The 19,471-nt window shown below is 37.3% G+C and carries 21 protein-coding genes; 14 read left to right on the plus strand and 7 right to left on the minus strand.

What is annotated here, in order from left to right:
• The first annotated feature begins 12 nt into the window (after positions 1–12).
• The 3 genes from FW780_RS08745 to FW780_RS08755 are packed head-to-tail and all read left to right on the plus strand — an operon-like array spanning position 13 to position 2,129.
• Positions 13–585, plus strand: coding sequence for a Crp/Fnr family transcriptional regulator (locus FW780_RS08745; protein ID WP_149833233.1), 573 nt, complete (start codon positions 13–15; stop codon positions 583–585).
• A gap of 20 nt (positions 586–605) precedes the next feature.
• Positions 606–1,157 (plus strand): putative glycolipid-binding domain-containing protein, encoded by a 552-nt coding sequence (locus FW780_RS08750; RefSeq protein WP_149833234.1) that lies wholly within the window; start codon positions 606–608, stop codon positions 1,155–1,157.
• 54 nt (positions 1,158–1,211) lie between these two features.
• Positions 1,212–2,129, plus strand: a complete 918-nt coding sequence (locus FW780_RS08755; protein ID WP_149833235.1) for an alpha/beta fold hydrolase — start codon at positions 1,212–1,214, stop codon at positions 2,127–2,129.
• 115 nt (positions 2,130–2,244) lie between these two features.
• On the opposite strand, the gene FW780_RS08760 is transcribed toward FW780_RS08755, so the two are convergent.
• The 3 genes from FW780_RS08760 to FW780_RS08770 form a co-directional block, all read right to left on the minus strand.
• Positions 2,245–3,171 (minus strand): malate dehydrogenase, encoded by a 927-nt coding sequence (locus tag FW780_RS08760; RefSeq protein WP_045500033.1) that lies wholly within the window; start codon positions 3,169–3,171, stop codon positions 2,245–2,247.
• Between the two features lie 117 nt (positions 3,172–3,288).
• Positions 3,289–3,840 carry a biliverdin-producing heme oxygenase gene (locus FW780_RS08765; protein ID WP_149833236.1) on the minus strand — a complete coding sequence of 184 codons (552 nt, stop codon included), beginning with the start codon at positions 3,838–3,840 and terminating at the stop codon, positions 3,289–3,291.
• A gap of 21 nt (positions 3,841–3,861) precedes the next feature.
• A complete protein-coding gene (locus FW780_RS08770; RefSeq protein ID WP_149833237.1) occupies positions 3,862–6,060 on the minus strand; it encodes an ATP-binding protein in 2,199 nt (732 codons plus the stop codon).
• 379 nt (positions 6,061–6,439) lie between these two features.
• Here FW780_RS08770 and FW780_RS08775 point away from each other — a divergent pair, with 379 nt between their 5' ends.
• The 6 genes from FW780_RS08775 (at position 6,440) to FW780_RS08800 (ending at position 13,630) form a co-directional block, all read left to right on the plus strand.
• The gene (locus FW780_RS08775) at positions 6,440–7,489 is read left to right on the plus strand and encodes a linear amide C-N hydrolase (RefSeq protein WP_149833238.1); all 1,050 of its coding nucleotides are present in this window, start codon (positions 6,440–6,442) and stop codon (positions 7,487–7,489) included.
• A gap of 156 nt (positions 7,490–7,645) precedes the next feature.
• Positions 7,646–8,812 (plus strand): porin, encoded by a 1,167-nt coding sequence (locus FW780_RS08780; RefSeq protein ID WP_149833239.1) that lies wholly within the window; start codon positions 7,646–7,648, stop codon positions 8,810–8,812.
• Between the two features lie 20 nt (positions 8,813–8,832).
• Positions 8,833–10,263: an anion permease gene (locus FW780_RS08785; protein ID WP_149833240.1), complete on the plus strand. Its 1,431-nt coding sequence runs from the start codon at positions 8,833–8,835 to the stop codon at positions 10,261–10,263.
• A 17-nt stretch (positions 10,264–10,280) separates the two neighbouring features.
• Entirely contained in the window at positions 10,281–10,937 is a 657-nt protein-coding gene (locus FW780_RS08790; RefSeq protein WP_149833241.1) for a succinate dehydrogenase cytochrome b subunit, read from the plus strand.
• A gap of 11 nt (positions 10,938–10,948) precedes the next feature.
• The gene (locus FW780_RS08795) at positions 10,949–12,865 is read left to right on the plus strand and encodes a fumarate reductase/succinate dehydrogenase flavoprotein subunit (RefSeq protein WP_149833242.1); all 1,917 of its coding nucleotides are present in this window, start codon (positions 10,949–10,951) and stop codon (positions 12,863–12,865) included.
• A 12-nt stretch (positions 12,866–12,877) separates the two neighbouring features.
• Entirely contained in the window at positions 12,878–13,630 is a 753-nt protein-coding gene (locus FW780_RS08800; RefSeq protein ID WP_047378678.1) for a succinate dehydrogenase/fumarate reductase iron-sulfur subunit, read from the plus strand.
• Positions 13,631–13,719: 89 nt separating this feature from the next.
• Here the strand turns inward: FW780_RS08800 and FW780_RS08805 are convergent, their stop codons facing one another.
• From FW780_RS08805 to FW780_RS08815, 3 genes are all read right to left on the minus strand, one after another.
• On the minus strand, positions 13,720–14,493 hold the full coding sequence (locus FW780_RS08805; protein WP_149833243.1) for a cyclase family protein: 774 nt from the start codon (positions 14,491–14,493) through the stop codon (positions 13,720–13,722).
• Between the two features lie 80 nt (positions 14,494–14,573).
• Positions 14,574–15,536: a hypothetical protein gene (locus FW780_RS08810; protein ID WP_149833244.1), complete on the minus strand. Its 963-nt coding sequence runs from the start codon at positions 15,534–15,536 to the stop codon at positions 14,574–14,576.
• A 60-nt stretch (positions 15,537–15,596) separates the two neighbouring features.
• A complete protein-coding gene (locus tag FW780_RS08815) occupies positions 15,597–16,610 on the minus strand; it encodes a nucleoid-associated protein (protein ID WP_149833245.1) in 1,014 nt (337 codons plus the stop codon).
• Between the two features lie 344 nt (positions 16,611–16,954).
• Between FW780_RS08815 and FW780_RS08820 the strand changes: the two genes are divergently transcribed.
• The 5 genes from FW780_RS08820 (at position 16,955) to FW780_RS08835 (ending at position 18,873) form a co-directional block, all read left to right on the plus strand.
• Positions 16,955–17,119, plus strand: coding sequence for a hypothetical protein (locus tag FW780_RS08820; protein WP_241676876.1), 165 nt, complete (start codon positions 16,955–16,957; stop codon positions 17,117–17,119).
• Between the two features lie 11 nt (positions 17,120–17,130).
• Positions 17,131–17,487 carry a DUF7674 family protein gene (locus FW780_RS08825; protein WP_149833246.1) on the plus strand — a complete coding sequence of 119 codons (357 nt, stop codon included), beginning with the start codon at positions 17,131–17,133 and terminating at the stop codon, positions 17,485–17,487.
• Between the two features lie 81 nt (positions 17,488–17,568).
• Entirely contained in the window at positions 17,569–17,700 is a 132-nt protein-coding gene (locus FW780_RS22710; protein WP_262712104.1) for a hypothetical protein, read from the plus strand.
• 51 nt (positions 17,701–17,751) lie between these two features.
• Positions 17,752–18,147: a DUF7674 family protein gene (locus tag FW780_RS08830; protein WP_077419304.1), complete on the plus strand. Its 396-nt coding sequence runs from the start codon at positions 17,752–17,754 to the stop codon at positions 18,145–18,147.
• A gap of 123 nt (positions 18,148–18,270) precedes the next feature.
• On the plus strand, positions 18,271–18,873 hold the full coding sequence (locus tag FW780_RS08835) for a hypothetical protein (RefSeq protein ID WP_149833247.1): 603 nt from the start codon (positions 18,271–18,273) through the stop codon (positions 18,871–18,873).
• A gap of 68 nt (positions 18,874–18,941) precedes the next feature.
• Here FW780_RS08835 and FW780_RS08840 read toward each other — a convergent pair whose 3' ends face one another.
• Positions 18,942–19,454, minus strand: coding sequence for a thioredoxin family protein (locus tag FW780_RS08840; protein ID WP_149833248.1), 513 nt, complete (start codon positions 19,452–19,454; stop codon positions 18,942–18,944).
• Between the last annotated feature and the right edge of the window lie 17 nt (positions 19,455–19,471).

The following is a 19,471-nucleotide window of genomic DNA, read 5'->3' on the forward strand; positions in this document are numbered from 1 at the left end:
TCACTCAATATCATGCAAAATCTTCTGAAATACATCAGATCTCTCACCCCATTTTCTGACGAAAGCTGGAAAATACTTCAACCTGCTCTATCGGAAAGGAATTACAGGAAAAATGAACTGATGATACAGGAAGGTGAAATCTGCAACTCTTTATTTTATATCGATAAAGGGTTTTGCAAAAGCTATTATGAAATGGACGGAGATATTAAAAACACCGGATTTTTCTTTGAAAACGAAATTGTTACCAATATCAGCAGTTTTGGAAGCGGACAAAAATCAGAATTTAATATTATAGCTTGTGAGGAACTTCAGGTTGTTATTTTTGATAAAACAAAACTATTTGAAGCAGCCGGAAATGCACCTGAAATTGAAACATTAGGACGCCATTGCATTCGGGAATTTGCTTCCAGACAAGGAGAATTTTCAGATTTGTTCAAACTTTACACGGCAAAACAAAGACTGGAATATATTGAATCCAAACATCCCGAAATGCTGCAACGTATCTCACTCACTCAGCTGGCTTCATTTCTTGGAGTAGCAAGGGAAACATTAAGCAGAATACGGAAACGAAGAATCACCCGTTAATTACATCCAAAACTATCTATATGAAAACACTAATCTGGCAGGGAATTCTTTACCAGTCCCTTGAATATTTTCATTTACAAACCAATGATAAAGGTTATACTGTAGAATCAAAAATCATCGGTTACCACGAAGGTAAAATATATGCTGTAAATTATAGAATCCTCACTGATAAAGACTGGATTGTTCAGGACTTTCTGGTAGAATCTGAGATAAATAACATTCTAAGAACATTTGCTGGAAAAAGAAGCGGAAACCAATGGGAAATCAACAATACTTTACATCCGGAACTCAATAATTTCAAGTTTATTGACATTTCTTTAACTCCATTTACCAATACTCTACCGATCAACAATTTAAAACTTTCAGAGAACAGCTCACAAAAAATAGATGTCATTTACATTGATGTACTCAACCAGCATATCAGACCTGTTCAACAACAATATACAAGGACAGCATCCCATAAATATCTGTATGAAAATATTGAAAATGATTTTAAAGCTGAAATTTCAGTTGATGAAATGGGATTAGTCATCAGCTACCCAGAATTATTTGAGAAAATTGCCAAACTCTAATCTCATAATTTCTAATCTTAGTAATAAACAGCCCCTTACAATTGTTATTACTATATGAAAACAATCTCTGCACTACTCTTTTTGTTCATATCTCTGACTGTCGTTTCGGCTCAGAATCACCACTCTGAAGGTTTTTATGAAACTTCAGATCACGTAAAAATCAAATATAAAGTCTCCGGAAAAGGAGAAGCCTGTTTCTATATTCCCGGAGGTCCAGGTCAGGGATACCCGTCTTTTGAACTGATGGGTGGAAATAATCTGGAACAAAGTATGCAGATGGTTTACATGGATCAGCGAGGTTCTGGGGAATCCGGTACATCAGAGAATTATCATCTTGATAAAATGATTCAGGATATTGAAGAATTGAGACAACATCTTAAATTGAAAAAAGTATTCTTACTGGCTCATTCTTTTGGTGGGATCATCGCGGTAAACTATGCCAAAAAATATCCTCAATATACGAAAGGACTCATTCTTGCCAATGTTACCCTCCATTTTCTGAATGATGAATCAGTTAAAGAGCAGATTGAATATGGAAACAGTCTCTTACAGGCAAAGACCAAAGTTGTTCCTAAAGACAGTCTTTCATCCGAACTTTCAAAAATCAGCAGTGCTTTAAGGAAAAAAAGAATCGGGTATAAATTTCTGACTGATGATATTGAAACCATAAAAGTATCTGATAAAATTGATTCTCTCCATCCCCGTATCATCGACTTTGGAATGGCAGTCATCTCAAAACCCAAAGATTTCCCTGAATATTATGCTGATTATGCTCCCATAACAAAAGACATTCATGTTCCTGTACTCATCATTACCGGAAAAAAAGATAAAGCAGTAGGAATCCAGCACTATAAAACCTTTCAGTTTCCCAATCAGAAAGTAGTGTCCATTGATGGTGGGCATCTTTTGTACTACGAGAAAAATAAAGAATTTGTGAATACTGTTACCCATTTTGTGAAAACAACGAAATGACAATGTATCTATAGTTTTTAAAATGATTTTTAAGGATTAAAAAACAAAACTGGCTGTTTCAAATTGAAACAGCCAGTTTTTATCTATTATAATTCCTGCTTAAAGCCGGTAATTATTAAAATTTAAGATCTCCATTCACTTCTCTTACTGCATTAGCAGCTTCAGCAAATTTCAATTGCTCTTCAGCAGTCAATGTTACGTTTACAATTGATTCTACTCCGTTTGCTCCGATGATAGCAGGAACACCAAGACAGATATCGTTTTGACCGTACTCACCTTCAAGCATTAGAGAACAAGGGATCATTTTCTTCTGATCACATGCAATCGCCTGAACCATTACAGAAACTGCTGCACCTGGAGCATACCAAGCTGAAGTTCCTAATAATTTAGTAAGAGTAGCTCCTCCTACTTTAGTTTCTTCGATTACATATTTTTGCTGATCTTCACTTAAGAATTCAGTTACAGGAACACCATTTCTTGTAGCTTTACTCAATAATGGAAGCATACCTGTATCACTGTGAGCAGCGATTACCATACCGTCAACATCAGAAATTGGAGCTTCTAAAGCTTCCGCCAATCTGTATTTGAATCTTGCAGAGTCTAATGCACCACCCATTCCGATGATTTTGTGCTTAGGAAGACCTGAAGTTTTGTGTACAAGGTAAGCCATAGTATCCATTGGGTTAGAAACCACAATGATGATTACTTCCGGAGAATGCTTTACTAAGTTTTCAGTAACTTCTTTCACGATACCAGCGTTGATACCGATCAATTCTTCTCTTGTCATTCCAGGTTTTCTAGGAATTCCCGAAGTGATTACTGCTACATGAGAACCTGCAGTTTTGCTGTAATCTCCTGTTGTACCCGTAATTTTTGTATCAAATCCGTTAAGAGATGCTGTCTGCATCAAGTCCATTGCTTTCCCTTCAGCAAACCCTTCTTTAATGTCTACCAAAACTACTTCTGAACAGAAGTTCTTCATTGCGATGTATTCCGCACAGCTTGCTCCTACAGCGCCTGCACCTACTACAGTTACTTTCATATTGTTACTTTTTAAAATTATTTTTTGTTAGTTAAGTTTAAATTTGAAACTCCCCAAATTTAACAATTCCTGAAAAAATGCGCAATTTTTCAGGAATTTAATTAGAATTAAAATAAATTAGTTGACGTTCAGTAAAAACGTATACAGTTTTTTCGCGCCAGAAAGCACTTCATGGTAGTTTTCTTCAGCAACTTCCGTGTCCAGAACTTCTTTGAAATTCTTCCACATAGGCCCTGTATTTTCCTGATAACATCCGAAAAAGTTAAAAGTAACTTCATCAAAACCTTCCGTTTTAGAAAGCTGTTTGGCAATTACGTTCCCGCCAAGTGTAGAACCTTCAATTACATACATCGCGCCAAGCGCTTCATGCTCATTGCTGAATTCAAGATTGTGGGAAGCTTCCTGATTCTCCAGGGAAAGGCTTTTCAGATCTTTTTCAATAAGAGAAAGCTTCTTTCTTTCGTCAAGCTGAAGTTTTTCTGCATACTTATCAGAAAGGCTGCTGAAAATTTTATCTTCGCTGTGAAGAAGCATCAGGTAATTGGTATGAATGATTTTTTTATAATCCTCTAAGGTGAAAGTTTTGTTAAAAATCTTTTCAGAATTAAAAAGTTTCTCTGCTGCATCGTGATAATCTGCTGTATTCTGTTTAAGATATTCTGATACCATAAATAACGTTTTAAAAGTTTCTCAAATATAAGGCTTTTTGAACGTTAAAATAAATGAAGTTCCGTCACTGCTGCTTTCATAATCCACATTTCCTCCTAGCCTTTTCATGATACGGTGTACAATGGACAGACCTACTCCGTTTCCTTTAAATTTCTTGGCATTATCCATTCTGTTGAAGATCTTAAACATCTTATGCTTTTCCTCCTCGGGAATCCCGATTCCATTATCGGAAACTCTGTAAATAATAGTCTCACCATCTTCTGTTCCTTCAATTTCCACTTTCGGAAGCTCTTTATGGGAAGAATATTTCACAGCATTATTGATGATATTCAGGAACACCTGATGAAGCATCGTTTTATCGGCCAACACATCCGGACATTCCTTAATGATAATTTCACTGTTTGGGCTGCCGTAGGTCATCTTAGCATTTTGAGATATTTTCTCAATGGTATGAGCCGTTTTAAGACTTTCAAGCTGTATTTCACTATGCTTGGCACGGCTGAGCTGAAGTACATCATGCATCATTTCAGCCATATTATCTATTTCCTCAATAATGGTATTGATCTTGGTTTTGCTTTTTATAGAATCATCAGCAAGATTTCCCAAAAGCATTTGTGCATTCAGTTTCATTACCGTAAGAGGAGTTCCCAGATCATGCGAAATGGTATATGAAAAACTATCCAGTTCATCATTTACCTTTTTCAGCTCATCATTAAGCCTTTTGATTGCATTATAATTTTTGTGGGAGGTTTCTAAAATCAAATCCCTTACAGCCTGTACAGCACTTATATTTCTGGAATTCCATCTTTTAGAATTCCCTTTGATATTTTCTGTAAAAATACGGAAGGAGGTTCTGGGCGATACCATCTGCTTTTCCTCTCCGTTTTGAGAAAAGACCCCTATTTTTTTCTCCGGATTCCCGGCCCAGTTGATATGTTCATCAAACTCTTTCCGGAACCAGATCAGCATTTCGTTTTTCTCCCTTTCAATAAAGTAAATAACAATTCCTGCCGAATTTTCGGGCACATCCAGCTCCTCACCATGTTCTTTAAGGAAGTTCCGGCTTACATAGATTCTTTCATTGGTATTCTCCAGTGCCCATTGTACAATTCTACTGATGCTTTCCAAATTAGGAGTTTTGCCGTCTGTGATGATACTCTCATCTGAAACAATGGCAAGCCCGTCTGCTTCAGGAAGGTTTCTGATCTCTGTCTTACACTCAATAAGAGAGTCAAACAGATTATTATGTTTTAAAAACTCCGTTTTAAGCAGAGACACTTTCTCATTCAGTTCCAAACGGTAGTTCAGTTCACTTTTGGATTTAAAAGATGAATAAGCGTTGGCGGCCAAAGCTGTAAAAATTCCTGCCTGTACCCTGTCCTCAAGGTCAATATGCTTAGGCTCTACATTCTGGCAGGTTACTAATCCCCAAAGATGATCATCAATAATAATCGAAACACTGAAACTTGAAGCTGCCCCTGAATTTTTAAGATACTGACCGTGAATAGGTGACATTCCTCTGGAAGCAGAGAAAGTAAGATCAATATTTTCAGAACTTTTGCTTAAAATAGGAACCGTATCCGCATATACATTACTGAAGATCCGCTTTCTTTTTTTCAGATAAAGGTCACGTGCCTGTTTTGGAATATCAGATTCCGGGTAATGAAGCCCCAGAAAACTTTCCATATTCTCATTTTTCTTTTCGGCGATTACTTTTCCTGAACCATCCATCATGAATTTGTAGACCATCATCCGGTCATAGTTCACCACTTTCGACAGGGTTTCCAGAAGATGATTCCAGAGTTCCTTTTCATTATCGATGATATAAAAGTTATCGTACTTATTTGAAATCCGTTTATTGGGGTTAATCAAAACTTCTTCAAACTCCATAAAAATATAAAGTTCACTTCTGAAAACAGAGAAATGATACTCTGTATCTCCAATAAAAATCTTATCAAAATAAGTTTCATTCTTCCGTCTGGTAAACTTATCCAGCGAAGTATAGATTTCTGAATCAATAATGCTTTGAAAGCTTTCCGGAAAGTCAGTAAGCTGTCTTCCGAATAGTTCCTCTGAACTCCCGATTTTAAAAATATCCGAAATATTCCTGCTAAAAAAAGTAATGGTACGGGACTCTGCATCAATGCCAATCAAATAACCAAAACTTTGTATAGAACCCGGAATATGGATAGGTTCTTCATGGCATTCTATAAAATTCATATATCTCTTCAGTCTATCTATCAAATATAGCGTTTTTTAGAACAGCTTTCTATTTTGTGGTACTTAATTTTAAACCCCAGTCTATCAAGTATTCATAGAAAAAATCAGGTAAATAAAAGGTCAAAAACACATTAAAACATTCTTCATTTTCACCCACTTTTACTGTCATATCTATAAAATATACAAAAAAATAGACAATAATCCAATTATTATGCTTTAACCATGATTCATAACATGAATTACATATTATTAACCTTAATAATTATTTTATTTAAACAAATTTATCTAAATTTATATCACCAAATAATGAATATGATCAAAATTAATTGAATTATTCACAACAAATTCAATACAAAATTTAAATTCAAATAATACTATTATGAAAAAGTTCCCATTAATTTTATTTTCTCTGGTCCTATCCATAGGATTATGGAATCCATCAGAAGCATGTACAAGAGTAGTTTACAAAGGACCCCAGAATACCGTTATTACAGCACGGTCTATGGACTGGCGTGACGAAATCCCTGCCAATCTATGGGTTTTACCAAAAGGTATAGACCGCAACGGGCAGGTGGGCTCTAAATCTGTAAAATGGACCGCTAAATATGGAAGCCTAGTCAGTACGTCATGGGATATTGCATCATCAGACGGAATGAATGAAAAAGGACTGGTTGCCAATCTTCTTTGGTTAGGAGAATCTCAGTACCCGAAATTCGATGGAAAAGGAAGTAAAAAGGGAATTGCCATCTCATTATGGGCACAATATTATCTTGATAATTTCGCCACTGTAAAAGAAGCAGTAGAGTATTCACAAAAAGAACCTTTCGTGATTGTAAGTGATTATATTCCGGGGACAGAGAGATTTACGACTGTTCATCTTTCCCTTTCCGATGCTTCAGGTGACAGTGCTGTTTTTGAATACATCAACGGAAAACTGGTGATCCACCATGATCCTTCTTATACCGTAATGACCAACTCTCCTATTTTTGAGGAGCAGCTTGCTCTTAACAATTACTGGAAAGGCATTCCGGGAACAGTTATGCTTCCGGGAACCAACCGTGCTGCAGACCGTTTTGTAAGAGCTTCTTACTATGTGAATGCGATACCACAGACTGCCGATACCCGTACAGCTATAGCAAGTGTCTTCAGTGTCATCAGAAACTGTTCTGTGCCTTATGGAATTACTTCAGCAACGGAGCCTAATATTTCATCAACAAGATGGCGCTCTGTCTCAGATCAGAAAAACCTTGTGTATTATTTTGAAACGGTTTTCACCCCGAATACTTTTTGGGTAGATCTTAAAGATTTCGACCTGAGCCCTAAGGGAAAAGTAATGAAGCTGGATCTGAGTAATAATAACACTTATAACGGTAAATCCAATGCAAGTTTTAAAGAATCTGCACCGTTCACATTCTTAGGATTAAAATAAATTACCACAAAGACGCTTGCTTTAAGTAGACAACATACTTGAGTTTACTATACTATAACTGAATACATACCATTCCCCTTCCTTGGAAGGGTAGATTCAAAAATTATTTTTTTGAAGACGAAGTGGTTATGCTATTCACAAAAAACAAAAATAGATATGGCCTTTTTTTCAATTAAAAAGAAAAGCCTGATCCTGTGCATGCTGGCCTGTGGATTAACGGCTTATGCACAAAATCAGGATTCTCTGAAGACCACACCTCCCACACAGGAAGAAGACAATGTAAAATATCCACAACTACAGATTAAAGGCCTTTTTCAGGCACGTTATCTGGTAGGGATGAGTAAAGATGTAGATGTAAACGGACTTCATCATACAGATGGTTCCGGAACCGATAATAATTTTATGCTCAAATACATGAGGGTTCAGGTTCGGGCACAGATCAGTAAACGGACAGAAGTTGTTGTATTGGCCAATCTTGCCGATTTTAAAAATGATCCCAAAAGCAGAGTTCTTGAAAATGCTTATCTGAAATATACCTTCAATCCTAAATTGGCAATTACGGTAGGACAGTTCAGACCCTGGTTTGGTATTGAAGAGACTTATCCAATTGATATTATCAAATCTTTAGACTGGTCCAATCAGTATACGGAATTCGGAAAACTGGGCTGGACGAGTTTCCAGATCGGGATGTCTGCTACAGGACAGTTTCAACTGGGAGAGGTCCCTTTCCAATATGCTGTTTCGGTGGTAAACGGAAATGGAAAAAATCAAATCAATGATAACGATAACGGAAAGCAGTATTCGACCCGTCTCGTTTTCGGATTATCAAAAAAATACAATTTCAATGTAGGTCTGAATGGAGGTATCGGCGAAGTGTTCAGTAAAAAAGTATACGCACTGGGAGTTGATCTAAGTTCATTGATTCAGTTTGATCCAAAATGGAGTCTCGATATGCAGCTGGAAGCTAAACAGGCTACCAACCATGTCCTGTACAATTCCATTGCACCTGAATTACGACCTGACAATCCTGATCAGTATCTTATCCGTGGAGCCTACTTTCTTCCGAATCTGAGATATGAGATCAATCACAAAAATCTTAGTGCTTTTGAATTATCATGCCGGTATGAATATCTTGACACCAATTTCAGAATGGCTTCCAACCCAAGACAAACGATTACCCCGATGTTCGGATTGGAATTCCTGAAAAATTACGGTGCAAGAATTCAGCTGGGAGTACAGTTTGACCGCTACAAATATCAGGTGGAAAACACCTCACAATACAACAATAATCTATTTATAGTGCAAGTGCAAAGTAGGTTTTAAACGATTAAATAGTTAGTATCATGAAAGAAATAAATATCAGAAACGTAGCGATCACATTTGTTGTTGCGTTAATCATATGGTTCATTCCTGCTCCGGAGGGAGTTGCTGAGAATGCCTGGCATCTGTTTGCCATCTTTGCGGCAACCATTTTAGGAATTATTCTTAAAGCCGCTCCTATGGGTACAATGTGTATGATGGCTATTGGTTTTACAGCCCTTACACAAGTTGTTGCTCCGGGAGATGCAGGAAAATCCATTACAAAAGCACTTTCCGGGTTTGGAGATAAAGTAATCTGGCTGATCGGGATTTCATTCTTTATTGCCAGAGGATTTATCAAAACAGGACTTGGAAACCGTATTGCCTTTTTATTCATCAGAGTTTTTGGTAAAAGCTCATTGGGGCTGGCTTACGGATTAGGACTTGCCGATGTTTGTCTGGCACCTGCCATTCCGAGTAATACCGCAAGAGGTGGTGGGATTATCTATCCTATTATGAAATCTATGGCGATAAGCTTTGATTCCGTTCCTGAAAAACCTGAAACTCATAGAAAATTAGGTTCCTTCCTAACATTGAACAGTTACTACATGAACCTCATCGCGTCTTCTATGTTCCTTACCGGGACAGCAAGTAACCCGATGTGTCAGAAATTTGCGGCCAACCTTGGGATTGATATTACCTGGATGTCATGGGCCGCAGCAGGTTTCATTCCTGGTGCTGTAGCATTCTTTGTAGTTCCTTTGGTATTGTACAAATTATATCCGCCTGAACTGAAAAAAACAGGTGATGCTCCTAAAATGGCCGCTCAGAAACTAAAAGAAATGGGACCTATCTCTAAAAATGAATGGCTGATGCTGCTGGCATTTTTCATCCTGTTAGCCCTATGGATATTTGGAGGAGCGCTTTCAATTGATGCGACAACTACGGCGTTCATTGGATTAACCTTATTGCTATTAACCTCAGTATTAACCTGGGAGGACGTAAAAGGTGAAAAAGGGGCATGGGATACCATTGTTTGGTTCGCTGTACTGGTAATGATGGCAAGTTCTTTGAATGAGCTGGGTTTCATTGGGTGGTTCAGTAACCTTATCAAAGTTCAGATCGGAGGTCTGAGCTGGCAGGTCGCCTTCCCGGTTATTATTGTAGTCTATTTCTTCAGTCACTATATTTTTGCCAGTGCTACAGCTCACGTGGCGGCTATGTATGCAGCCTTGCTGGGTGTAGGGGTGTCTTTAGGTATTCCTCCTATGTTATTGGCGATGATGCTAGGTTTCATGGGTTCTATTTATGGTGTACTTACCCATTATGGCCATGGTCCTGCTCCTGTATTTTTCGGAAGCGGATATGTAGACCTGAAAGCATGGTGGGTCAGAGGTCTTGAAATAGGAATCGTCTTATTGATCATTTATATGGTTGTAGGAGGATTGTGGATGAAAGTCTTAGGATATTATTAATTTTTTAAATCAAAAATATGTTATCAACACTGTCAAGAAAAATGCTGATGTGCCTTACAGGACTCTTTTTGGGATTCTTCCTGTTGATTCATTTCCTTGGAAATCTTCAGCTTTTTCTGCCACAAGAACAGGCGCACCTGCAGTTTAATGCTTATTCACATTTTTTATCCGGAAATATTATTATCAAAATAGTTTCTTACGTTTTGTATGCCAGTATTATTCTGCATGCTGTAGACGGGCTGATCATTACGCTAAAGAATAAAAAATCTGGTGGTGGTTATCAGTCGGACAGACGTGGAAGAGCCAGTAAATGGGCTTCCAGAAACATGGGGATTCTCGGAACATTAATTTTGATCTTCCTGGTGATCCATTTTCAGAACTTCTGGTATATCTACAAATTCGGAAATCCTCCTTTGGATGAGAACGGAAATAAAGATCTGTACATTCTGGTAGTAACAGTGTTCAAAGAATGGTGGTATGTCCTCATTTATGTACTGTCAATGATTGCCTTATGCTATCACCTGATCCACGGAATACATAGTGCCGTAAGAACTCTGGGATTATACCATCCTAAGTTTGTACAATGGTTCAAAACGATTGGGATTGCCTATTCAATCATTATCTGTACAGGTTTTGCATTGATGCCGGTGTATGTATTCTTTACTTATCATTAAACAGAACGGTCATGATTTTAGATTCAAAAATACCACAAGGCCCATTGGAACATAAATGGGAAAATTATAAAAAGAAAGCAAGACTCGTAAACCCAGCCAATCGTAAAAAACTGGATGTGATTGTCGTGGGAACCGGACTGGCAGGAAGTTCTATTGCCGCTTCTTTGGGAGAAATGGGATATAATGTCAAATCATTCTGCTTTCAGGACAGCCCAAGAAGAGCGCACTCTGTAGCAGCACAGGGAGGTGTAAATGCAGCAAAAAATTATAAAAACGATGGTGACAGTGTTTACCGAATGTTTGTAGATACGCTGAAAGGAGGAGACTTCAGGGCCCGTGAAGCAAATGTATACCGTATGGCAGAGTGTTCTCTGAACCTCATCGACCAGGCGGTGGCTCAAGGTGTACCTTTCGGACGTGAATACGGCGGATATCTGAATAACCGATCTTTCGGAGGAGTTCAGGTGAGCCGAACTTTCTATGCAAGGGGGCAAACGGGACAACAGCTTCTTCTGGGAGCTTATCAGGCATTGATGAGGCAGGTTGGAAAAGGTTCCGTGCAATTGTTTTCAAGACATGAAATGCTTGATCTGGTTACTGTTGATGGGAAAGCCAGAGGAATTATCGTAAGGAATTTAGATACCGGAGACATTGAAAGACATGCAGCCCATGCCGTAGTATTGGCAACGGGAGGTTATGGAAAAATATATTATCTGTCCACCCTTGCTATGGGATGTAATGGTTCTGCAATCTGGAGAGCCCATAAAAAAGGAGCTTTAATGGCTTCCCCAAGCTGGATTCAGGTACACCCTACTTCTCTTCCACAATCCGGAGATTATCAGTCTAAACTGACTTTAATGTCTGAATCATTACGTAATGACGGGCGTATCTGGGTACCATTGAAAGAAGGTGAAAACAGGCCTCCGAATGATATTCCGGAAAATGAAAGAGATTATTACCTTGAAAGAAGATATCCGGCTTTCGGGAATCTTGCTCCGAGAGATATTTCCTCCCGTGCGGCGAAAGAAAGAATTGATGCCGGTTTCGGAATCGGGCCTTTGAAAAATGCAGTGTATCTTGATTTTTCAAAAGCAATACAGGAACAGGGAAAAGATAAGATCAGGGAAAAGTATGGAAACTTATTCGATATGTATCTGAAAATAACAGGGTATGATGCGTATAAAGAACCTATGATGATCTCTCCTTCTGCGCACTTTTCAATGGGCGGACTTTGGGTGGATTATGAATTGATGACCACCGTTCCGGGATTATTTGCTCTAGGTGAAGCTAATTTTGCGGATCATGGAGCCAACAGATTGGGAGCTAACTCTCTTTTACAGGCTTCTGTAGACGGTTACTTCATTGCTCCTTACACCATTGCAAACTATTTGGCGGATGAAATTCACACCGGAAAAATCTCACCAGATACTCCTGAATTTGAACAGGCTGAAAAAGCAGTTAAAGAACAGATTCAAGACTTTATGAATATCAAAGGCACCAAAACCGTTGATTATTTCCATAAAACATTAGGAAAACTCCTGTATGATTATTGTGGCTTGGCCAGAAATGAAGAAGGTCTGAAGTATGCCATTCAGGAAATCAGAAAGCTGAAAGAGGAATTTTATAAGGATGTAAGAGTTTCCGGACAGGGCGATAAAATGAATACCGAACTTGAAAAAGCAGGCCGCGTAGCAGATTATTTTGAAATCGGAGAATTGATGTGCTATGATGCCTTAACCCGTAACGAATCCTGCGGAGCGCATTTCCGGGAAGAATTCCAGACTCCGGACGGAGAAGCGATGAGAAATGATGCGGAATACCAGTTTATCTCCGCATGGGCATGGACAGGTGAAAATGGTGAACCTGAGCTGATTAAGGAACCTTTAACCTTTGAAGAAATTCAGCCAACGGTAAGAAGTTACAAATAAAAACAGAAAATTATGGATTTACATCTTAAGATATGGAGACAGAAAGACAGAAAAAGTGAAGGAAAACTCGTAGGCTACGATTTGAAAGGATTGAATTCTCATATGTCTTTCTTAGAAATGCTGGATACCCTGAACGAAAAGCTGATCATTGAGGGCGATGAACCCGTAGAGTTTGATCATGACTGCCGTGAAGGGATCTGCGGACAATGTGGAATGATGATTAATGGGATTGCCCATGGTCCTCTGAAAAATACAACCACCTGCCAGCTTCATTTACGGTCTTTTAAAGATGGGGAAACGATTCTGATAGAACCCTTCCGTGCTGAAGCTTTTCCAGTGAAGAAAGATTTAAAAGTAGACCGTTCTGCTTTTGACAGAATTATATCTTCTGGAGGATTTGTGTCTGTAAACACTGGTCAGGCACCTGATGCTACTGCCATTCCGGTAACCCATCAGACTGCTGAAGAAGCTTTTGATTCTGCAGCTTGTATTGGATGTGGAGCTTGTGTTGCTACGTGTAAAAATGGAAGTGCAGCATTATTTACATCTGCAAAAATCACTCATATGGCACTTCTTCCTCAAGGGAAAGAAGAACGAAGCAAAAGGGTTCTGGATATGGTAGCTCAAATGGACACCGAATTATTCGGGCATTGTTCCAATACAGAAGCCTGTGAAGTGGAATGTCCGCAAGGAATTTCGGTACTCAATATTGCCAGAATGAATTTTGAGTACAGCAGAGCCTTATTTTTCAGAAAAAAAGCTTAGATCAATAAACGAAGAACGCTAAAAATGATATGTTTGAAAGGGTAAATTTGCCAATGCAAGTTTGCCCTTTCTCTTTTAATTCACTCTCTCTATTCGTTCATCATAGCCACTACCCTTGCCGGAGCTGCAGAACCGCCTACAATCTTTAACGGAAATACACAGATTTTAAATCCGGACGGAGGCAGCGCACTCAGATTTGTAAGCTGCTCGATGTGTAAATATTCTTTTTCAATCCCTACGCGATGGCCTTCCCAGAAGAACTCTGGATCATTCATTTCTTTGGCTTTTTGAGCCATATATTTTAGAGGAAGATCCCAACCCCATTGATCAATTCCCATTACTTTCACGCCTTGGTCAATCAACCACTCTGTAGCTTCTTTGCTCATTCCGGTTCCTTTTTCTACAAAATCAGAGGTTCCCATCATTTTGTCCCGGTCAGTTCTGATCAGGACAATGTTTCCTTCTTGTATGGTGATTCCGTTTTTATCAAGGTCTTTTTTAAGATCATCTATTGTGATAGCCACAAAATCTTCTTTATGAGTACAGTCAATCACGATTCCATCCCCATAACACCATTCTAGAGGAATCTGGTCTATGGTCTTAGCGGGTTTCCCTTCTACTACAGGACCATAATGCCATGGAGCATCAATATGAGTTGTAGCATGAAGACCCATATTTTTGATCGTGTCGTCTGCCCAGCCTGTCCAGTTTTTAGGGAAAAGTCTTGACGGAAGTCTCAACGCCAGACGAATCAGCCAATGTGATTTTCTGTGTGCTTTATGTTTGATTTTCACCCTCATAAACCATGGGTCTCCTTCATTGTATTGAATAGGTTTTGTAAGATCAACAATTGTTGTTTTCATATGATTTTTAGGCTAAGAAGACAAAGATAGTGAATAAGGCAAAAAGCACTCTGTATGTTTGAATAAGAATGACGGATTTTTTAAAACCCCTTAGGAATCATAATTTTCTTCGGATCATTCTCATCATACATGATCTCAATGCTTCCATATTTAGGGACAGAAGAAAGATTCAAAAGACTGACAACTTTCTTGTAAACAGCAATATGTTCAGTTCCTCTGAAATCTTTAAAACTTACCTGAAACATAATTTGAGGCTGATCATTGACAAGAAGACCCGTCTGGCTTACGCTGATGATATTGGCTTCAGCATTTCTTCCTGAGAAGAGGATCCGTTCTTCTTTTTTATTTTTAAAAAGCTTACTAACCAGTAACTGGAAAACCAACACATAAATAAGAGTCATCACTCCACTGAAAATAATCGGATGCATGAATGTTAGAAATCTCCAGCCAAAATCAAAGGATTCCCGCATATAGAAATAATAGTAGAGTCCGGTTACGTATGCAATCATCAATATAGCAAACACAATTCTTAAAACGATTCCTGAGGTATTGAATCCCACTTTCTGATCACTTAAAATAAAGTAAGGCTCCTGCGAAACGTTGGGATTTAGCAGTACTTTCACCTTATTTCCGATATCAAATCTTTTTTCCTGTGGCTTAGAATCGTGAAACATCATTTCATGTTCAATCAATGTATTTCTGAGATTAGGAAAAGAAAGTACAATCTGAATGATATTCATATTGGTTTTCGGAATATACTTCAGGAGTTTATAATTGATGATTTTTGCTTCTCTCGGAATTCCGTTCCTCAGTATGGATTGAATAGTGTTCTTCTCTTTAAAGGTTTTTATAAAAAGGATATTCATAAAGAAGAAAATCACATACAACCATATGAGCAAAGAAAAACCGAGATACCCATAGCTCACAGCTAATGAATTTCTCGGTTCTGTTGCCAATTCCTCACTCATCATATAAATGAAAATCGGAAAAGGAACGCAGAAAAAAAAGAGAAAAATCCCCCAGAAAATGATCATAAATTTCATAGCTGCTATTTTGTAATCAGCAATAAAGTTATGATATTATTATGAACGGGAGACCTCTTTTTACACCTCTTTTTCGAAATAAAGTCTGTAATATTTTCCTTTATCATCTTCACCCATTTCAATTTTCTGTCGGTCTCCGTGGATGTAGATATGGAAGTTTTTATCCAGTTTAATAATACTTTTAAAGTGTCTCTGAGTCTTTTTTACCGCAGCTTCACTGATCGGGAATTCTTCAGCAATATTTACCTGCATATCTTGTTCGTAATCTGTTTTAAAGTTCACAAAACTTTCAATCACATGCTCGTCTCCCAATACTTCACTGGCAAATTCATCCAGTTTAAATTCTTCTTTTTCTTTGAAGAAATTGATAGACTTATTCAAGAAATCTGCCTGATCTGCTTTGGAAACTTCAAACTCCTGAGGAAGCTGTTTGGTAATATAATCTTTATAGACCATCAAAGCCTCCTGCGTGTGGAAATATTCATCATCACGCTGTTTTACTTTCAGGAAATCTTCAAACCAATAGTACATATCCCCGTTTTTGTTGTTATCAACTACAGAAAGTACATATCCGGTTTCCTTATTGTTGTTATAAATCAAAGCCGCCTTATCAATTTTAGACAAGCCGATTCCCTGATCTTTTTCAATATCAAATGTTTCTTCTGAAGGGTTGATCTTCAGGAAAGATTCTCTCTTCTCTGTTTTAAAAATCCCGATTTTATCCACTTTATCAGGACGGTCACTTTCGTCTTCAAAAAGTACGATAAAAAGTTCTCCGCTCTGAACTCTAGGGTTTTCTGCAGCATCAAAAAGGTGTTTTGCAATATTCTCAGACTCCCAGATGAATTTGGATTTATCATCAAAAATTTCAGAAACAGCACTGTAAACCGGGTTATTCACGAGATAAGTATCACTGTAAAAATGAAAAGTTTCTTCCGATTTGAAAGAGCCTAAAAAGTAATCTTCAAGCATTTCTGCCATTCCTTCTTCCAGCTTCAATTCCTCCTGGGAAATCGTCAAAGAATCTCCATTGATCTTATTTCCTACTCTGTGTACTATTATTTTTGAAAACATTTTTCTGAATATTTGGACTGCAAAGATATTCATTCTAATTCTTTCTGCGAAAATTAAAAAAAGTCATTTTAGAGAGAGCGCTGAGTTTTTAACCACCCCGTCAAATCTTCGATTTGCCACCCCTCCAAGGGAGGGGAATTCTCAGTCATTCATTTGTAGTAAGCTTTGTGGAAGAAGTTTTTTTGACTTTTATTTTCCAAATTGATAAAACCCTTATCATTTTGACATGCTTTTTTATTTAAAGAACCAACCTTAAAAATCACAAATCATTATTTATCAACACCTTAATTTAAATTTATTTTCAACGGAATACCATTGGCATCATGATTTGAAAACATAGCAAAATGGACTTAAAGACATTAAACAGACTCGATAAGCTTAGACGATTAAAAAGCAAAGGACCGGAAACTCCAAAGTGGCTGAAACCTTATCATCTGCTCTTTTTTGCTTTTTTAACCATTTTCATCTTTGGTGCCATCATTAAAATGTTAGAACACAATCCAAATTAAAATATAATATTATGAATTATCTACAGGCCGTAAAGGAAATCACAGACGTGGTTCCCGATTTTGAACAAGAAGTAAAAGAAATTAAAATTCAAAACTCATACAGTATCATCCGCACTTTCACAGAGCGTATTAAAAATATGATCCGCCAGAATGACAGAAATCTGCTGTTCAGAAGTTTACAGAAAATGGACAAAATTTATACTGACGGAGATACCATATTAAAAAATGCTATTGAGACGACTTTCATTTATTCTCTGGACAATTGTACCGCTTTCTGCAGTGAAGAATACAGAAAAGTGATTTTTAGTCACATTTCGGCCAACCTTCAGAAGGTATATTCAAGACAAATTTACAGTCACGGCATATAAAGGTTTATTACATTTTTTATCCCTTTCATTACAAAGTGTTTAAATTAAACAAAATTAAAAATAACTCACAATCAATAGATTATGAAAAATAAAATAAGAAGAATTTCAGACTGGAAAACCTGGAAAACTACGACCAACAGACACAATACAGAGATATTACTCACTCACATCGCTGTAATAGTAAGTGTATTTATTTTTGCGGCCTGCCTTTAAATTTTGGTATACATTTCGCTGCAATATAAAGTGTTTGAAAAATTCTTAATTATGATGAAAGTACAAATGCAAACTATTAATCAAAAAATAGCTGTTGAATACTTAAAATTTTTCTATCCGCCACTTCGCAATGAAATCACACAGTTGTCTGTTCAGAACAATTTTGCTGGGATCATGCAGGCTACCGTGAACTATCTGAAGAATCTTTTACAGGAATCTAAAATCAGCATTATTGCCCATCACCTTAAACTAATGGACTCAATCTATAAAAATGGGGATTCTTACGTAAGAACCATGATTGAAAATCTGTTTGTAAGATCTTTTGAAAGTTTCAAGAAACACGCAAAGATTCAACATTGGAAACTCCTTTATCAGTATATGCCTGTAAGCTTCCAGATCATTTATAATGAACAGCAGAAGCAGGATATGATATATTTTGGAAAATAACATGTAAAACAAAAAGGCGAATAATTGAATTCGCCTTTTTTGTTTTTCTATTACTGACAAATCACATCCTTATCTATTTCACCAATACGTGCAAAACCTCTATTTTTGTAAAAAAAAATAACGATGAAGTACCCTTTTTATGCAGCAATGATGTGCCTCTCGCTGATCTCATGTGGAAATAATGACAACACTATTGACGATCCGAAGCCGATTGATAAAGAAATGTATCAGTTTGAATTCAAAAGCTATGCGGTAAAAGGAACTACACTGTACACAGGATCATTTGGAAGTAAGTCTAATCCTGATGAATCTTATCTGAGCAAATACTGGAGCATGTATCAGGAACCTGCATGGAAAAAGATAAGTCTTGATCTTACAAACAAGACCATCAAATTGATTTCCGAAGCCTCAACTACAGATTTCACTTATAGTTTCACGATTGTAAATGACTCTGTACTTATCAAAGAGAATACTACTAATAAACCAACTTATATTGGTGATTTCAATAAAAATACATCCTTGTTCACTCTAAAAAGAACTTACAGATATATTAAAAGAGTACCCCGAACCAATGAAGAAGGGCTTCTGATTACTAAAAGTGCGCATTTTGGGATAACCCAATACGAAAATATTTTTGGGAATATATTTACCGCTCCTTCTGAAATGGTAAGATCAGAAGATCAGGTTTTATGGACAAATATTGAATATTACTACAAGAAGCTTTAATCAACCGATGATATAATAAAAATCCCTCCAATGAACTTATTGAAGGGATTTTTTTATTTTTTAAAGTCTTATTTCGTCACAAATACCTTTTCTATCGTCTGTGATTCTTCTTTACTCAGTGTTGAGGATTTCCCAAGCTTAGCAATGAAAGCAGATACTTCTTCCGGTGTTGCCGGTGATCCCAGGTTTTGTCCTTTAGCATCAAAAGAATCTGCGAGTACTTCTCCTTTTGGATTCAGAATCAGCCAGAAAGGGAGTCCGGCATTTTCACCTTTATATTTATTCATCAGCTCTTGTCCGCCAGGGTTTTCAAGGCTTTTCTTCTCGCCTCTTTCCTGAACATCCACATAAGCAGTAACGAATCTTTTATCAAAAATAGGTTTAGCTTCAGGAAGATCCATGTTTTTTTCCATCATTTTGCACCATTTGCACCATGAAGCATGGAATACCAGCAAAACATTTTTATTGTTCGATTTAGCTTCTTTGAAAGCTGTATTTAATACTACATCTGCCTTTTCCTGTGCTGCTCCTAACTGAAATAAGAACAACATAACAACGATAATAATTTTAGAGTATTTCATTCTGAATTTTTGTTTAA

The organism is Chryseobacterium sediminis (assembly GCF_008386505.1).
GTDB classification, from domain to species: domain Bacteria; phylum Bacteroidota; class Bacteroidia; order Flavobacteriales; family Weeksellaceae; genus Chryseobacterium; species Chryseobacterium sediminis.

Bases quoted from the DNA above. Each gene is read 5' to 3' on its own strand.
- FW780_RS08745 (WP_149833233.1), top strand. From the start codon at position 13: ATGCAAAATCTTCTGAAATACATCAGATCTCTCACCCCATTTTCTGAC.
- FW780_RS08750 (WP_149833234.1), top strand. From the start codon at position 606: ATGAAAACACTAATCTGGCAGGGAATTCTTTACCAGTCCCTTGAATAT.
- FW780_RS08755 (WP_149833235.1), top strand. From the start codon at position 1,212: ATGAAAACAATCTCTGCACTACTCTTTTTGTTCATATCTCTGACTGTC.
- FW780_RS08760 (WP_045500033.1), bottom strand. From the start codon at position 3,171: ATGAAAGTAACTGTAGTAGGTGCAGGCGCTGTAGGAGCAAGCTGTGCG.
- FW780_RS08765 (WP_149833236.1), bottom strand. From the start codon at position 3,840: ATGGTATCAGAATATCTTAAACAGAATACAGCAGATTATCACGATGCA.
- FW780_RS08770 (WP_149833237.1), bottom strand. From the start codon at position 6,060: ATGAATTTTATAGAATGCCATGAAGAACCTATCCATATTCCGGGTTCT.
- FW780_RS08775 (WP_149833238.1), top strand. From the start codon at position 6,440: ATGAAAAAGTTCCCATTAATTTTATTTTCTCTGGTCCTATCCATAGGA.
- FW780_RS08780 (WP_149833239.1), top strand. From the start codon at position 7,646: ATGGCCTTTTTTTCAATTAAAAAGAAAAGCCTGATCCTGTGCATGCTG.
- FW780_RS08785 (WP_149833240.1), top strand. From the start codon at position 8,833: ATGAAAGAAATAAATATCAGAAACGTAGCGATCACATTTGTTGTTGCG.
- FW780_RS08790 (WP_149833241.1), top strand. From the start codon at position 10,281: ATGTTATCAACACTGTCAAGAAAAATGCTGATGTGCCTTACAGGACTC.
- FW780_RS08795 (WP_149833242.1), top strand. From the start codon at position 10,949: ATGATTTTAGATTCAAAAATACCACAAGGCCCATTGGAACATAAATGG.
- FW780_RS08800 (WP_047378678.1), top strand. From the start codon at position 12,878: ATGGATTTACATCTTAAGATATGGAGACAGAAAGACAGAAAAAGTGAA.
- FW780_RS08805 (WP_149833243.1), bottom strand. From the start codon at position 14,493: ATGAAAACAACAATTGTTGATCTTACAAAACCTATTCAATACAATGAA.
- FW780_RS08810 (WP_149833244.1), bottom strand. From the start codon at position 15,536: ATGAAATTTATGATCATTTTCTGGGGGATTTTTCTCTTTTTTTTCTGC.
- FW780_RS08815 (WP_149833245.1), bottom strand. From the start codon at position 16,610: ATGTTTTCAAAAATAATAGTACACAGAGTAGGAAATAAGATCAATGGA.
- FW780_RS08820 (WP_241676876.1), top strand. From the start codon at position 16,955: ATGGACTTAAAGACATTAAACAGACTCGATAAGCTTAGACGATTAAAA.
- FW780_RS08825 (WP_149833246.1), top strand. From the start codon at position 17,131: ATGAATTATCTACAGGCCGTAAAGGAAATCACAGACGTGGTTCCCGAT.
- FW780_RS22710 (WP_262712104.1), top strand. From the start codon at position 17,569: ATGAAAAATAAAATAAGAAGAATTTCAGACTGGAAAACCTGGAAAACT.
- FW780_RS08830 (WP_077419304.1), top strand. From the start codon at position 17,752: ATGATGAAAGTACAAATGCAAACTATTAATCAAAAAATAGCTGTTGAA.
- FW780_RS08835 (WP_149833247.1), top strand. From the start codon at position 18,271: ATGAAGTACCCTTTTTATGCAGCAATGATGTGCCTCTCGCTGATCTCA.
- FW780_RS08840 (WP_149833248.1), bottom strand. From the start codon at position 19,454: ATGAAATACTCTAAAATTATTATCGTTGTTATGTTGTTCTTATTTCAG.